At 63.8% G+C, this 15,064-nt stretch carries 14 protein-coding genes; 5 read left to right on the top strand and 9 right to left on the bottom strand.

Features of this window, described 5'->3' with window-relative positions; translation table 11 throughout:
- Position 1: 1 nt before the first annotated feature.
- The 9 genes from CQ14_RS47455 to CQ14_RS41015 all read right to left on the bottom strand — a co-directional run.
- Positions 2-432, bottom strand: a 431-nt coding sequence (locus tag CQ14_RS47455; RefSeq protein ID WP_245320917.1) for an ATP-binding cassette domain-containing protein, incomplete at its 3' end; no start/stop codon positions are given.
- Entirely contained in the window at positions 429-1,418 is a 990-nt protein-coding gene (locus CQ14_RS41050) for an ABC transporter ATP-binding protein (protein ID WP_057863419.1), read from the bottom strand. The genes CQ14_RS41050 and CQ14_RS47455, both read right to left, overlap by 4 nt.
- Entirely contained in the window at positions 1,415-2,125 is a 711-nt protein-coding gene (locus CQ14_RS41045) for a DUF1028 domain-containing protein (RefSeq protein ID WP_057863418.1), read from the bottom strand. The genes CQ14_RS41050 and CQ14_RS41045 overlap by 4 nt, the downstream gene beginning before the upstream one ends.
- Before the next feature lie 17 nt (positions 2,126-2,142).
- Complete coding sequence (locus CQ14_RS41040) at positions 2,143-3,948, bottom strand: gamma-glutamyltransferase family protein (protein ID WP_057863417.1); 1,806 nt, start codon at positions 3,946-3,948, stop codon at positions 2,143-2,145.
- A 103-nt stretch (positions 3,949-4,051) separates the two neighbouring features.
- Positions 4,052-5,050: an ABC transporter ATP-binding protein gene (locus CQ14_RS41035; RefSeq protein WP_057863416.1), complete on the bottom strand. Its 999-nt coding sequence runs from the start codon at positions 5,048-5,050 to the stop codon at positions 4,052-4,054.
- Positions 5,047-6,045 carry an ABC transporter ATP-binding protein gene (locus CQ14_RS41030; protein ID WP_057863415.1) on the bottom strand — a complete coding sequence of 333 codons (999 nt, stop codon included), beginning with the start codon at positions 6,043-6,045 and terminating at the stop codon, positions 5,047-5,049. The genes CQ14_RS41035 and CQ14_RS41030 overlap by 4 nt, the downstream gene beginning before the upstream one ends.
- The gene (locus CQ14_RS41025; protein ID WP_057863414.1) at positions 6,042-7,013 is read right to left on the bottom strand and encodes an ABC transporter permease; all 972 of its coding nucleotides are present in this window, start codon (positions 7,011-7,013) and stop codon (positions 6,042-6,044) included. Before CQ14_RS41025 ends, CQ14_RS41030 begins: the two co-directional genes overlap by 4 nt.
- A 12-nt stretch (positions 7,014-7,025) precedes the next feature.
- Complete coding sequence (locus CQ14_RS41020) at positions 7,026-8,006, bottom strand: ABC transporter permease (protein WP_057854029.1); 981 nt, start codon at positions 8,004-8,006, stop codon at positions 7,026-7,028.
- A gap of 104 nt (positions 8,007-8,110) precedes the next feature.
- Entirely contained in the window at positions 8,111-9,700 is a 1,590-nt protein-coding gene (locus CQ14_RS41015; RefSeq protein ID WP_057863413.1) for an ABC transporter substrate-binding protein, read from the bottom strand.
- A gap of 197 nt (positions 9,701-9,897) precedes the next feature.
- On the opposite strand from CQ14_RS41015, the gene CQ14_RS41010 reads away from it, so the two are divergent.
- The 5 genes from CQ14_RS41010 (at position 9,898) to CQ14_RS40990 (ending at position 15,008) form a co-directional block, all read left to right on the top strand.
- Positions 9,898-11,151, top strand: coding sequence for an NAD(P)/FAD-dependent oxidoreductase (locus CQ14_RS41010; protein WP_057863412.1), 1,254 nt, complete (start codon positions 9,898-9,900; stop codon positions 11,149-11,151).
- Between the two features lie 97 nt (positions 11,152-11,248).
- Positions 11,249-11,500 carry a DUF6489 family protein gene (locus tag CQ14_RS41005; protein WP_057839511.1) on the top strand — a complete coding sequence of 84 codons (252 nt, stop codon included), beginning with the start codon at positions 11,249-11,251 and terminating at the stop codon, positions 11,498-11,500.
- A gap of 66 nt (positions 11,501-11,566) precedes the next feature.
- Positions 11,567-12,301 carry an esterase/lipase family protein gene (locus CQ14_RS41000; protein WP_245320924.1) on the top strand — a complete coding sequence of 245 codons (735 nt, stop codon included), beginning with the start codon at positions 11,567-11,569 and terminating at the stop codon, positions 12,299-12,301.
- 157 nt (positions 12,302-12,458) lie between these two features.
- Positions 12,459-14,003 (top strand): WS/DGAT/MGAT family O-acyltransferase, encoded by a 1,545-nt coding sequence (locus tag CQ14_RS40995; RefSeq protein ID WP_057863410.1) that lies wholly within the window; start codon positions 12,459-12,461, stop codon positions 14,001-14,003.
- Positions 14,004-14,012: 9 nt separating this feature from the next.
- Positions 14,013-15,008, top strand: coding sequence for an alpha/beta fold hydrolase (locus CQ14_RS40990; protein ID WP_057863409.1), 996 nt, complete (start codon positions 14,013-14,015; stop codon positions 15,006-15,008).
- The last annotated feature ends 56 nt before the right edge of the window (positions 15,009-15,064 follow it).

The following is a 15,064-nucleotide window of genomic DNA, read 5'->3' as shown; positions in this document are numbered from 1 at the left end:
NCCCACCCCGCCCAGCCGCAACAGCTCGTCCACCCGCTCACGCCGCCGCGCCGCCGGCACCAGATCATGCAGCGCCAGTGGCTCGCTCAGGATCTGGCTGACGGTCATACGCGGGTTGAGCGATGCATAAGGATCTTGAAAGATAATCTGCGCATCGCGGCGGAAGGCACGCAATTCATTGGCGTTTAGTGCGCCGAGGTCGCGGCCCTCAAAGCGAACGGTGCCCGCATCCGGCTCGATCAGCCGCAGCACCAGCCGGCTCACGGTGGATTTGCCGCAGCCGGACTCGCCGACCAGCGCCAGCGTCTTGCCGGCCTCGACGGTGAAGCTGACGCCGTCGACCGCCTTCACATGGGCGGTAGGCCGACCGAACACCGACCGCGCAGCGACGAAATGTTTTACCAGTCCTTCGACCTCGAGGAGGGACGTCATGACACCAGCCGCTCCAGCGGCGCGCGGATGCAGCGCGAGGCGTGGCCCGGGCTTACGATTGCCAGCGGCGGTGGCGCGGCGGTGCAGGGCTCGATGACGAACGGGCAGCGCGCGGCAAAGCGGCAGCCGGGTGGCGGGGTCGCCATGTTCGGCACCATCCCCTCGATCGTCGCCAGATGCGAGGCGCGGCGGTCGAGCCGCGGGATCGAGCCGAGCAGGCCGACCGTATAAGGATGCTGCGGATTGGCAAAGAGTTCGTCGACCGGCGCGCGCTCGACGATCTCGCCGGCATACATCACCGCCACCTCGTCGCAGACCTCGGCGACCACGCCGAGATCGTGAGTGATCAGGATGATCGCCGCGCCGCTGGCGGCCTTCAGCTCGCGCATCAGGTCGAGGATCTGCGCCTGCAGGGTAACGTCGAGCGCGGTGGTGGGTTCGTCCGCGATCAGAAGGCGCGGATCGCAGGCCAGCGCCATCGCGATCATCACGCGCTGGCGCATGCCCCCCGAAAGCTTGTGCGGATATTCGTCGATCCGCTTGTCGGGCGAGGGGATGTGCACGCGGCGCAACAGCTCGATGGCGCGCTCGCGCGCCTGCCGCCGCGACCCGCCGCGATGGCGCAGGATGGTCTCGATGATCTGGTCGCCAATCGTAAAACTCGGATTGAGCGAGGTCATCGGCTCCTGAAAGATCATCGCCAGACGGTTGCCGCGGAGGTCGCGCAGCGTGTCGTCGGGCACGTCGAGCAGATCAAAACCGTCGAAGCGGATCGAGCCCGAGACCTCGGCGGAGCGCTTTGACAACAGCCCCATGATGGCAAGCGAGGTCACGCTCTTGCCGCAGCCGGATTCGCCGACGAGGCCAAGCGTCGCGCCGTTGGCGACGCTGAGATCGACACTGTCGACGGCGTGGGTGGTACGGCCATCGTCGCCATGGAAGACGACGCGCAGTTTCTCGATCTCGATCAGCGGACCGGCGGTCATGCCTTGCCTGTGGTCGCGGCTTGAACGCTGGCGTCAATGACCGCGCGGTCGGTGATCCCGGCCGGGTTCTTCCGCGTCGGCAGGAAGGGACGGAAATGCACCCAGCGCTCGCGGCTGACCTGTTCGAGACGTTCGAGTTCGGCGAGCGGATCGGTGTGGTCATCGACGCGCAGGTCGAGGTCGGACCATTCCTCCTCGCCATGGATCAGCAGCGCCGCGGATTGCTTGCCGCGCTTGTCGCCGCCGGCGGCTTCGCCGGCCTTCATGGCTGCGATCAGCCGTTGCGCGAACGGGAGGCTGGCGTTGGCGGCGTAGACTTTGGCGGTGTCGTCGAGCACGGCGGCGCCGGCCAGCATGTTGCCGGCGAGGGAAAAGCCGTCGCCCTGGATATGTCCGCACCAGTCGATGCATTCGCCGCCGGTATGTGCGGCGATCCGGCCCTTGATATCCATGACATGGAGCTGGCGAGCCTCGCGGCCGTCATCCCTCGCAATCAGCGTATCGATCATCTCGCGCGGACTGCGTCCTTCGCGGAGCAGCTTGACGCCGTCGATACCGTAATAGGGATTGACCAGGGCCTGCGTCGCGATGCCGCCGAGGCCGGGGGCGATGTGCGGCACGCGGGCGCCGACCGCAAAAAATCTGGTCGCGACCGCGATGCCGATCTGGCCGGTTGAGGGATCGCGGGCGATGATCGACCAGGTCATCTTTGGCTCTTCTCTATTTATCGTCCAGCCGCGTAGCCCTGCATGCCCCTCGGGTTGGCGGCGGCGCGGCGGCGGCGGCCGACCCTCGAAGCTGCAGTGAGGCGGCCTTCCGACCATTCGGGACCGATCTCGACGACATGGCCGCGGCCCTTCAGCGTATCGACCGTCGCCTTCGGCACGCGGCTTTCGAGCACGAGTACGCCGGGGCGCGCGGTGCGCGGCCAGAATGAGATCGGGAAGTGCTCGGAGTGCCAGGCCGGCGCGTCGATCGCTTCCTGCAGGTTCAGCTTGGCGTGGACATGCCGCAGGAAGAATTGCGTGGTCCACTGATCCTGCTGGTCACCGCCGGGCGAGCCCCAGGCCATGTAGGGTTCGCCGTCGCGCAACGCCATGGTCGGCGAGAGCGTGGTGCGCGGGCGTTTTCCCGGCGCGAGTGCGGCCGGGTGGTCTTCCTCCAGCCAGAACATCTGCGCGCGGCTGCCGAGGCAGAAGCCGAGTTCGGGAATGACCGGCGAGGATTGCAGCCAGCCGCCGGACGGCGTCGCCGAGACCATGTTGCCGGCCTGATCGATGATGTCGAAATGCACGGTGTCGCCGCGCACCTCGCCGAAGCGGCCGACAGTCGGCTCGCCCGCGCCCATGGCGCCGACCGCCTCGCGATGGCCTTCGGCGCGGCGCAGCTTGACGACCGAGCCAAAGCCTTCGACCGAGCCGGGGATGAAATCGAGCGAGGCCTTGTCCCTCGAGATCAGCTTGCGGCGTTCGTCGTTGTACGCATCCGACAGCAACGTCGTGATCGGAATGTCCGTGAACTTCGGATCGCCATAAAACTTCTCGCGGTCTGCGAAGGCGAGTTTGGCGCATTCGATCTGCAGATGAATGAATTCGGGGCCGGCGGGATCGAGCCCATCGAGCTCAAAGCCCTTCAACAGCGCGAGCTGCTGCAGCATCACCGGGCCCTGGCTCCAGACCCCGGGCTTGCACACGGTGTAGCGGCCATAGTCATAAGTGAGCGGCGCCTCGACGGTCGGCTGCCAGCGCGCCATGTCGTCTGCGGAAAGCACGCCGCGATGCGGCGAGCCGGAGACGTCCATCACGTCCTGCGTGCGGCAGAACTTGTCGATCGCCTCCGCCAAAAAACCCTGCGACCAGGATTTTCGCGCGCGTTCGATCTGCGCGACGCGGTCGCCGCCCGCGCTCTCGGCTTCTTTCAGGATGCGGGCATAGGTTTCCGAGAGTTTCGTATTGGTGAACAGCGTGCCCGGCCGGGGCACTTCATTGTTCGGCAAATAGACCGCCGCCGACGTCGTCCAGTGTTTGCGGAATAATTGCTCGACCACCTGGATGGTCGCCGAGGCGCGCTCGACCAGCGGATAGCCGTTGCCGGCATAGGCGATCGCGGGCTCCAGCACGTCGCGCAGCCGCATCGTGCCGTAATCCCGCAAAAGCAGCATCCAGGATTCGAACGTGCCGGGCACGCAAGCCGCAAGCAGGCCAGTGCCGGGCACCATTTCCAGGCCTTCGCTCTTGTAATGCGCGATGGTGGCCTTTGCAGGCGCAGGGCCCTGGCCGCAGATCACTTCGGTACGGCCGCGCTTGACGTCGTGCACGATGATCGGCACGTCGCCGCCGGGACCGTTCAGATGCGGCTCCACGACCTGCAGCGTGAAGGCCGTGGCCACACCGGCATCGAACGCGTTGCCGCCCTTTTCCAGGATGCTCATGCCGACGGCGGTAGCGATCCAGTGGGTGGAGGTGACGACGCCAAAGGTGCCTTCGATTTCCGGGCGGGTCGTGAACGGATCGGGGTTGATGTTGCTCATGGGCGTCCAATGCGGTGCTGGTATCTTGATGCTGAAACACTTGACCACAGGCGAGGCTGGATGCCAACCGTTGGCATGCCACGCATGGCTCTCATCCCCGTGATCATACCGCGGCGGCGGTCTCAACCGGATGGTTGACGGCATGGCAGGCGACGCCGTCGATCAGGGCAGGCGCTTCCTTCCGGCACAGGTCGAACGCCAGCGGACAGCGCGGGTTGAAGGCACATCCCGGCGGCGGGTCGATCGGATTGGGGATCTCGCCCTTCACCGGAATCCGCTGGCGGCCGGACATCGCAAGATCGGGAACGGCGCCGAGCAGCATCTTGGTGTAGGGCATCCGCGGATTGGCGAACAATTCGCGCCCCTCCGCGATCTCGACGATACGGCCGAGATACATCACGCCGATGCGCGTCGCCATGTGGCGGACCACGGCGAGATTATGGCTGATGAGAAGATAGGTCAGGCCGAACTTGTCCTGCAGGTCGCGCATCAGATTGAGGATTTGCGCCTGCACGGAAACGTCGAGCGCCGAGGTCGGCTCGTCGCAAACGATGAATTCGGCATCCGAGGCCAGCGCGCGCGCAATGGCGATGCGTTGACGCTGGCCGCCGGAGAATTCATGCGGATATTTCAGCCCGTCGTCCGGATGCAGGCCGACGAGACTCAATAATTCGCCGACGCGCGAGCGAATGTCGCGTTCGCCCTGGATCAGGTCGAAGGCGCGGATCGGCTCGGAAACGATGGCGTCGACCCGGAAGCGCGGATTGAGGCTCGCATAGGGGTCCTGGAAAATCATCTGGATCCGGCGACGCAGCCGCTGCCGCGCCTGGGCCTGCCTCGGATTGGTCATCGACACGCCGTCGATGACGACTTCGCCCGTGCTCGGCGGCAGCAATCCCACCACCATCCGCGCCACGGTGGTCTTGCCCGAACCGGACTCGCCGACGAGGGCGAATGTTTCGCCCTTCCTGATGTCAAAAGTTACGCCGTCGACGGCCTTCAGAAATTCCAGGTGGCCGCCTTCGAGCACGCGATTGAGCCACGGCTTCGAAACATCGAACACGCGGCGCAGATTTCTCACATCGACATAGCGGGCCGTCATGCCGCGGTCTCCTTCGCGGCTTCGTTGGGCGCCGGATCGTAGAGATGACAGGCCACGGCATGCGAGCCCTGCTTGAGCGGCTCCGGCCGCTCGACGCGGCAGCGATCGAACGCAAAGGCGCAGCGCGGATTGAACGAGCAGCCCGGCGGGATCGCCGACAGCCGCGGCATCGAGCCGGGAATTTGCACCAGCCGCTTCTCTTCGCCGGCCAGCGTCGGGATCGCGCCCATCAGGCCCTTGGCATAGGGATGCAGCGGGTTCTGCACGACATCCTGCACCGGGCCGATCTCGGCGATCCGCCCCGAATACATCACCGCAACGCGGTCGGAGGTTTCGGCGATCACGCCCATATCGTGGGTCACCAGCATCACCGCTGTGCCGTGATCGCGCCCGAGACGCTTGATCAGCGAGATGATCTGCGCCTGCACGGACACGTCGAGCGCCGTGGTCGGCTCGTCCGCGATGATCAGTTCAGGCTCGGCGCAGATCGCCAGCGCAATCACGACGCGCTGGCGCATACCGCCGGAGAATTCATGCGGATAGGCGTCGATGCGCTTTTCCGGTGCGGGAATTCCGACCTCGGCCAAAAGATCGATCGCGCGCTTGCGCGCCGCGGTCTCCGTAAGGTTCATGTGGGTCCGGATCGTCTCCACGATCTGGTCGCCGACCCGGTACAGCGGATTGAGGCTGGTCAGCGGATCCTGAAAGATCATTCCGATCCGCTTGCCGCGGATGCGGCGGATTTCTTCGGTCGGCAGATGGTCGATCCGCGTTCCCGAGAGATAGATCTCGCCGCCGGCGATGCGGCCGGGCGGGTCGATCAGTCCGATCACGGCCAGTCCCGTGACCGATTTGCCGGCGCCGGATTCTCCGACCACGCCGAGCACCTCGCCCTTGGCGATATCGAAGGACACGCCGTTGATGGCGCGCAGCGTGCTGCGGCGGGTGAGGAATTCCACCTCGAGGTTACGCACGGAGAGGACAGGAACGGTCATCGGAGTTTTGGATTGAGCGCGTCGCGCAGCCAGTCGCCGAGCAGGTTGATGGAGAGGATCAGCCCCGCCAGCGCAATGCCGGGGAAGGCGACGATCCACCATTCGCCGGCGAACAGATAATTGTTGCCGATCCGAATGAGCGTGCCGAGCGAGGGCATGGTGTCGGGCATGCCGGCGCCCAGGAACGACAGCGTCGCTTCGGTGATGATGGCAAGCGCGAGGTTGATGGTCGCGATCACCAGGATCGGCCCCATCGTGTTCGGCAGCACATGCCGCAGCATGATCTTGGGCGCAGGCAGGCCGATCAGTTGCGCGGCGGCGACATAATCCTTGCTCTTCTCGACCATGACCGAGCCGCGCACGGTGCGGGCATATTGCACCCAGAAGCTCAGGCCGATCGCCACCACCAGCACCGCCAGCGTGCTCATGGCATCCAGCCGGTTGCCGAGCACGGATTTGGCGACGCCGTTGACGAGCAGGGCAATCAGGATGGCGGGGAAGGTGAGCTGCACATCGGCGATGCGCATGATCAGCCCGTCGACCGCGCCGCCGACATAGCCCGCGATGAGACCAAGCGTGATGCCGAGCGTGCCGGCCAGGATGACGCCGAGCACGCCGACCACGAGCGAGATCCGCAAGCCGTAGAGAATGGCCGAAAACACGTCGCGGCCCTGTTCATCGGTGCCGAGCAGGAACGGGCTCTGGCCGTCGGCGGTCCACAGCGGCGAGATCCGGGAGTTCATCAATTGCAGTTGCGCCGGGTCGAAGGGGTTTTGCACCGACAGTTGCGAAGCAAAGATCGCCAGCAGGAAGAACAGGACGGTGATGGCGGCCGCGACCATCGTCATGCGGGAACGGCGGAACGAATAAAAGATGTCGCTGTCGAGCGCGCGCTTCAGCCAGCTTGTCCCGGAACGCGCCGCTGCTGCGTTCGGCTCAACTCGGTGTGGGACGACGGCGTCGGACATTGGCTCGCTCGCTTATGCCGGACGGCTGATGGTCGAGCGCAGGCGCGGATCGACGATGGTGTAGAGGATATCGACCACCAGGTTGATGGTGACGAAGATCAGCGACACCATCAGCAGGTAGGCCGCCATGATCGGGATATCGACGTTTTGCACGGCCTGCACGAACAACAATCCCATACCCGGCCACTGGAAGACGGTCTCGGTGATTATCGCAAATGCAATAACCGAGCCAAACTGCAGCCCCGCAACGGTGATGACGGGGACCAGCGTGTTCTTCAGCGCGTGGCCGAAATGGATGGCGCGCGTGGTCAGACCGCGGGCGCGGGCGAAGCGGATGTAATCGGTGCGGAGCACTTCAAGCATTTCCGCGCGCACCAGCCGCATGATCAGGGTCATCTGGAACAGGCCGAGCGTAATCGAGGGCATGATCAGCGCCTTCAGGCCGGAAAGCGTGAGCAGGCCGGTGGTCCACCAGCCGATCCGCACCACATCGCCGCGGCCGAATGAAGGCAGCCAGCCCAGCGTCACCGAGAACAAGTAGATCAGGAGAATGCCGATCAGGAAGGTCGGCAGCGAGATTCCGATCAGCGACACCGCCTGGAAAAACTTTGTGAGAATCGTATCGCGTCGCAGCGCCGAATAGACCCCCATCAGGATGCCGAACACCATGGCGAGAACGGTGGCGCAGGCCGCGAGTTCCAGCGTCGCCGGCATCCGCTCCATCAGAAGGTTCGAAACCGGCTGGCGGAATTGATAGGACACCCCGAACTTGAACTGCACGGCATTGCCGAAATAGCGCGCGAACTGCACCGGCACGGGGTCGTCGAGCCCGAGCGACTTGCGCACCGCCTCGCGTTCGGCGGCCGGCGTATCCAGTGAGACGATCTGGTTGACGGGGTCGCCGGCGAAACGGAACATCGAGAACGCGATGACGCCGACCGCGATCATGACGCCGATGGCCTGGATAGCGCGACGAAGAGTGAAAGCGAGCATGAATTCCTTTCACTGCTCTTTGATGCGGCGGCGGACGTCGCTGTCGCCTTGATAAAGAAAGGTCCCGGAAGCCATAAGCCGCCGGGACCTGTATTGTAGCCCAACTAGTCCTGTTTGGTCGCCCAGTACAGCAGGACCTGATTGTCGGCGCGCTGGGTCAGCTTGACTTTTTTCGACACGCCCCAGGCCAGCGCCTGCTGGTGCAGCGGGATGTATCCGAAGTCCTTGGCGCCGATCGCGTAGGCGTCCTTGATCAGGAGGTCGCGCTTGCTCATGTCGGACTCCTGCAACACCTTGTCGGTGAGTTCGTCGAGCTTCTTGTTGCAGTAGCCGCCGAGATTGCCCTCGCCGCGCGCCGATTTCGGATCATCGCGGCAACCCATGATGTCGAACAGGACGTTGTGCGAATCGAGGGTGCCGGGCGTCCAGCCGAGCAGATAGAACGAGGTCTGGTAACCGCCGGGCTTCAGCACCTTGGCGAAATATTGCGCCTTGGGCTGGGCCAGCAGCGTCACCTTGACGCCGATGCGGGCCAGCATGCCGACGACCGCCTGGCAGATCGCGGCGTCGTTGACATAGCGGTCGTTCGGGCAGTCCATCGTGACTTCGAAACCGTCGGGGTAGCCGGCCTCGGTCAGAAGCTTCTTGGCGCCGTCAGGATCGAATTTCGGGCGCGTGAAGTCGCCGGACAGCTTGAACAGTTGCGGGGCAATCATCAGCGGCGAAGGCGTCGACAGCCCGCGCATGACGCGGGTCTTGATCAGTTCGATGTCGACGGCCTTGAAGAAGGCCTCGCGCACCTTGATGTCCTTGAACGGGTTCTTGCCCTTGATATTGGAGTAGAGCAGTTCGTCGCGCACCTGATCCATGCCGAGGAAGATGGTGCGAAGTTCCGGTCCCTTCAGCACCTGGGCGTTCGGGCTGGAATCGACCCGCGTGATGTCCTGGATCGGAACCGGCTCGATGACGTCGACTTCGCCCGACAGCAGTGCGGCGACGCGCGTGGCGTCCGAGCCGATCGGCGTGAACACGATTTCCTTGAGGTTATGCTCCGGTTTGCGCCACCAGTTCGGATTGGCCTTGTACACGGTCTTGACGCCGGGCTGATGGCTCTCGACGGTGAAGGGGCCGGTGCCATTGGCATTGAGCGAGGCAAAGCTCGGTGTCGTTGCCGCCGCGGGCGTCGGGTCGACCGAATTGTTCGCCTCGGCCCACTTCTTGTCCATGATGTACCAGGTATCCCATTGCGAATTGAGAATGGGATTTGGCGAGGTCAGGATGAAGTCCACCGTGTGGTCGTCAACCTTCACGACCTTGGCGTCGGTGGGAATGCGGGTCTGCAGGTTCGAGCCCTTCTTGCGGACGCGGTCCGCTGAAAAAACCACGTCGTCGGCGGTGAAGGGGTCGCCATTGTGGAATTTCACGCCCTTGCGCAAATGGAACCGCCAGCGCGTCGGCTCCGGCGTTTCCCAGCTTTCCGCCAGAGCCGGGATGATTTTCAGATCCTTGTCGCGAGCGACGAGACCTTCAAAGACGTGCCCGAGATGGGCGTGGGTGGTGCTCTCGTTCAGCGTATAGGGGTCCAGCGATTTGAGGTCGCCCTGGTTGGCATAGCGCAGGGTCTGGGCCGATGCCGGGGCCATGGCCAGGATTGAAGCCGTGGCCGCTGCAAGCAAAGTCTGACGTACCGACATTTGTTCGATTTCCCCGCTTTGATCAGCAATTTCCACAATTAGCGGCGGATATTGCCGAGCCATGTTGCCAAAGTCCAGCCACCGCGCAAAGCACGATTTCCCCGCACTGCATGCCGATTTGCGCGGCGGTGCGGCAAAGACTAGTTTCACCTTAAGCCGTGCGCGTAAGCACGTTACATTGAACTTTCGGAGTGCAGATGGCGGAACTGAAGGCCGACGTTCTCGTCCTGGGTGCGGGCATGGTCGGCGTCAGCGCCGCTTTGCACCTGCAGAAGCGCGGCCGGAACGTGGTTCTGATCGACCGGCACGACACCGCCGGCGAGGAAACCAGTTATGGCAATGGCGGACTGATCGAATGCGCCTCGGTCTTTCCCTATATGTTTCCGCGGGACGTAGGCCAGATCCTGCGCTACGCGCTCCTTCGCGCGCCGCAGGTGAGCTACCATTTCAGGGATTTGCCGGCCTTTCTGCCGTGGCTGATACGGTATTTCCTCGCCTCGTCGCCGGCGCGTGCACTGCACAGCGCGATGGCCGAATTGCCGCTGATCCAGCGCAGCCTGATCGAGCATGAGGCACTGATTACGGAAGCCAATGTGCCGGAACTGTTGCGGCGGACCGGCTGGATCAAGCTGTTTCGCTCCGAGGCGACGTTTGCGGGTGCGGTGCAGGATCTCAAGCGCGCCGGGCAGCATGGGGTCACCGGCGAGGTACTGGACGGGCCTGCCATTATCGCGCGCGAGCCGCATTTGACCGGCGATTTCTCAGGCGCCATCCACTTTCCGACGCCGGGATTTGTGCCCGACCCCGGCGGGCTGGCCAAAGCCTATGCCGCGCTGTTCGGCCGCAAGGGCGGGCGCTATCTGGTCGGCGACGCCCGAACGCTCGAACCGTCCGGCGGAAGGTGGCGGGTGGCGACGCTGGAAGGCTCTATTACGGCGCGCGAGGTCGTGGTGGCGATGGGGCCGTGGTCGGACCAGGTCCTCCGGCCGCTCGGTTATGCGATCCCACTGCAGGTCAAGCGCGGCTATCATCTGCACCTCAAGCCGCGCGGCAATGCGGTCTTGCATCATCCCGTGCTGGACACCGATCTCGGCTATCTGCTGGCGCCGATGAACCGCGGCATTCGCCTGACCACCGGTGCCGAATTTGCCCACCGCGATCGACCGCCGACCCCGGTCCAGGTCGAGCGAGCCCTGCCGCGGGCGCACAAATTGTTCCCGCTGGGTGAGCCGGTCGACGCCAAGCCCTGGATGGGCGCGCGGCCCTGTCTGCCCGATATGCTGCCGGTGATCGGCAAGGCCCCCCGTCATGGCGGGCTATGGTTCGATTTCGGCCACCAGCACCACGGCCTGACGCTCGGCCCCGCGACCGGCCGCCTGCTGGCCGAAATGATGACCGGCGAGACCCCGTTTGCCGATGTCAGGCCGTTTGCCATCGAACGCTTTGGTTGACCATATCGGCAATTGAGGGGACCGGCGGTCGGGACTTATCCTTGCGTGATCAGGGTCATCGTGGCGATACTGCAAGGACCCAGCAAGAGGAGCGGTCATGAAAGTTAACGTCGAAATCGATTGCACGCCGCTGGAGGCCAGGCAGTTCTTCGGATTGCCCGACGTCTCGCCGATGCAGACCGCCGTGATGGACAAGATGCAGCAGCAGGTGATGGCCAACATCGAAAAGGTCTCGCCGGAGTCGCTGATCCAGAGTTGGTTTACGTTCGATCCCAAGATCGCCGAACGATTCCAGGACATGTTCGTGACCATGGCCGGTCTTGGCGGCATGACCAAGAAGGATAAGTAAGTGACGGTCGCGGAGAGCGCGGCTACGACTGAGGAGCAAAGGCTTCGGCCACCCAGCCTGTTTCTGATGCTGGCCGAGACAAGGGCGCTGTTCGAACTGAACTCCAGCCTGTTGCTGTCGCCGCTCTTGATGCGCGCGCCGCGGGGCGACGGGCATCCGGTGCTGACGCTGCCGGGCTTTCTTGCCAGCGATCTTTCGATGGCGCCGATGCGGCGCTACCTGAAAGAACTCGGCTACGACGCCTATGCATGGAACATGGGCCGCAATTTCGGCGGCGTCGCTTCCAAGCGCGGTGCGCTGCGTGAACTGCTGCGGCGCGTTCATGACGAGACCGGCCGCAAGGTCAGTCTGGTCGGCTGGAGTCTCGGCGGCGTCTATGCGCGCGATCTTGCGCTGCAGATGCCGGACATGGTGCACTCCGTGATTACGCTCGGCAGCCCGTTTGCCAACGACATCCGGGCGACCAACGCGACGCGTCTGTATGAGGCGCTGTCGGGAGAGACGGTCGACGACAACCCGGAAATCCTTCAGGCGATCGCCGGTGACCTGCCGGTGCCGGTGACCTCGATCTATTCGAAGACCGACGGCATCGTGAACTGGCACACCAGCCTGTTGCGTCCCTCCGTAACGGCCGAAAATATCGAGGTGTACTTCGCCAGCCATATCGGGCTCGGCGTCAACCCCGCGGCACTATGGGCGGTGGCCGACCGTCTGGCGCAGGCGGAGGGCGAATTTAAGCATTTTGACCGATCAGGACCATTTGCCATTGCCTACGGCCCCCCTGAAAATGCACAATCGTAAGTTAACGACCTGAGCCAAAGGGCATGATCCCGAAACATCCCGCCCTGCAATTGATGCGGGATAGCTAGCGCTTTTCGGATATGCTCCAATAATAAAGACATTCCAGACGCCAGAAGCGCCGCCAAGGCGCCGCGTTATCTACTGCGGGAGGAAAAGCATGGCGGACGCCAAGAAACTGTCTTCGCTGGACGCGTCGTTTCTGTATCTGGAAACGCCGGAGATGCCGATGCATGTCGGCAGCATGGCGATCTTCCGCTTGCCCGATGGCTACAAGGGCGATTTCTTCGAAGAGTTCAAGGCGATGATCGCCTCGCGCCTGCACATCGCGCCGATCCTCAAAGCGCGCCTGGAGAAGGCGCCGCTCGACATCGATCATCCCTCCTGGGTCGAGGACGACCAGTTCGATATCGACCGTCACATCTTCCGCGCCAGCCTGCCGGCGCCGCGCGATCGTGCCACGCTGGAACGGATCGTCGGCTGGATGCATGCCAAACTGCTCAACCGCGCCCGTCCGCTCTGGGAGTTCTATGTCTTCGAAGGCATGAAGGACAACGAGATCGGGCTTTATTCCAAGATGCACCATGCCTGCATCGACGGCGGCGCCGGCGCAGCCCTCACCAGCATGATCTATGACATCACGCCGGTGCCGCGTCAGGTCGACCCGCCGACCGCGCCCAAGGTGGCGCAGGAGCCGCGCGACATCGCCGCCAACCTGATCGATTCCTACCAGCAGCTCTGGACGCAGCCGTTCGACGCCAAGGCAGCACCAAAGACTCTCGAACTGCCGCGCACGGGAAAAAGCGATCTCGGCTCGATCCTGTTCGACAACGCCATGTTCCAGATCGAAACGGCGGTGAAGTTCGCCAGCAGCGTGCCGACGATGCTGAAGTCGCTTTCTGACGTGGTCGGAAAGATCTCCGATCCCAAGTCGCGCGACAGCCTGGCCAGCATGGCCTCGCCGCCGACCATCCTCAACAAGACGATCTCGTCGGAGCGCAGCTTCGCCGGCGTCTCGATCTCGCTGTCGCGCGCCAAGGCGCTGGCGAAGGCGTCCGGCGGCAAGCTCAACGACGTCGTGCTGGCGCTCTCTTCGGGCGTGGTCCGCCGCTATCTGATCAGCCAGGGCGGGCTGCCGAACAAATCGCTGACGGCAGCGGTGCCGATCTCGCTGCGCGAGGAGGGCAATGCCGACGCCAACAACCAGGTGTTCGGCATGATCTGCTCGATCGCCACCAATATCGAGGATCCGAAGGGGCGGCTGGAAAGCATCATCGCGCAATCCACCAAGTCGAAGGAGATGTCGCATCCGCTGCGGGCGCTGATGCCGCAGGTTTCCAACCTGTCGATGCTGGGCGCGCCGATCGTGACCCAGATCCTCGCGCTGCTTTATAGCCGCTCCAATCTCTCCGACGTGCTGCCGCCGGCCGCCAACATCACCGTTTCAAACGTGCCCGGGCCGCGGCAGACACTCTATGCAGCCGGCGCCGAGCTTCTGCACATCTTCCCGGTGTCGATCTCGACGCATGGCATCGCGCTCAACATCACCGTGCAAAGCTATCGCGACCAGCTCGATTTCGGTTTCATCGCCGGCGCCAACATCATTCCGCATGTCCAAATTCTTTGCGACATGCTTCCGGTCGAATTTGAAGCGCTGGAGGCGGCATACGCACCGCCGCCGAACATGACCAGCGCGGCTGAGTAGGAAGTTGACATGATTGAAATGCCGCCGCTGCAGTTCGCCCAGGTGAACGGCATTCGCATGGGCTTCTATGAGGCAGGGCCCCAATCCGACAAGCCGCCGGTCGTCCTCTGCCACGGCTGGCCGGAAATCGCTTTCTCCTGGCGTCACCAGATCAAGGCGCTGAGCGAGGCCGGCATCCGGGTGATTGCGCCGGACCAGCGTGGTTATGGCGCGACCGACCGTCCCGAGCCGGTCGAAGACTACGACATGGAGCACCTGACCGGCGACCTCGTCGGTCTGCTCGATCATCTCAAGATCGACAAGGCGATCTTCGTCGGCCACGACTGGGGCGGCTTCATCGTCTGGCAGATGCCGCTGCGCCACCTCGATCGCGTCGCCGGCGTGGTCGGCGTCAACACGCCGCACTGGGATCGCGCGCCGGCCGACCCAATCGAGCTGTTTCGAAAGCGTTTCGGCGACAGCATGTATATCGTGCAGTTTCAGGATCCTGCCCGTGAGCCGGACAGGATATTCGGCAGCCGGGTCGAGCAGACCTTTGACGCGTTCATGCGCAAGCCGGTGGCGCGGCCCCCCGGTACGCCGGAGGAGCAGCCGATTGCCGGCGTCGGCGCATCGGCGCGGCTCAATCTGGCGTTTCCGCAGATGATCGCGAATTACGATGCCAAGCACGATCCGCGCACGCCGATCCTGTCGGCGGAAGAGAAAAAAGTGTTCGTCGACACCTTCACCAGAACCGGCTTCACCGGCGGCATCAACTGGTATCGCAATTTTTCGCGCAACTGGCAGCGCTCGGAAGGGCTCGACCATACGGTGCGCGTGCCCTCGCTAATGATCATGGCTGAGAACGACGGGGTGCTGCCGCCCTCGGCGACCGAAGGCATGGAGAAGCTGGTGCCCGATCTCGAGAAGTATCTCGTGCGCGACAGCGGCCATTGGACGCAGCAGGAAAAGCCGGACGAGGTCAGCGCCAAGCTGATCGAATGGCGTAGAAAAAGATTTGGGTAGGACCCGCATACCAAGCCGTCATTGCGAGCGAAGCGAAGCAATCCATCGCTCGGCGA

It is taken from the genome of Bradyrhizobium lablabi (genome assembly GCF_001440475.1).
In the GTDB taxonomy this organism is placed as follows: Bacteria; Pseudomonadota; Alphaproteobacteria; order Rhizobiales; family Xanthobacteraceae; genus Bradyrhizobium; species Bradyrhizobium lablabi.
The sequence above is the reverse complement of the archived record's forward strand: the minus strand, read 5'-3'. Positions and strand labels throughout refer to the sequence as shown.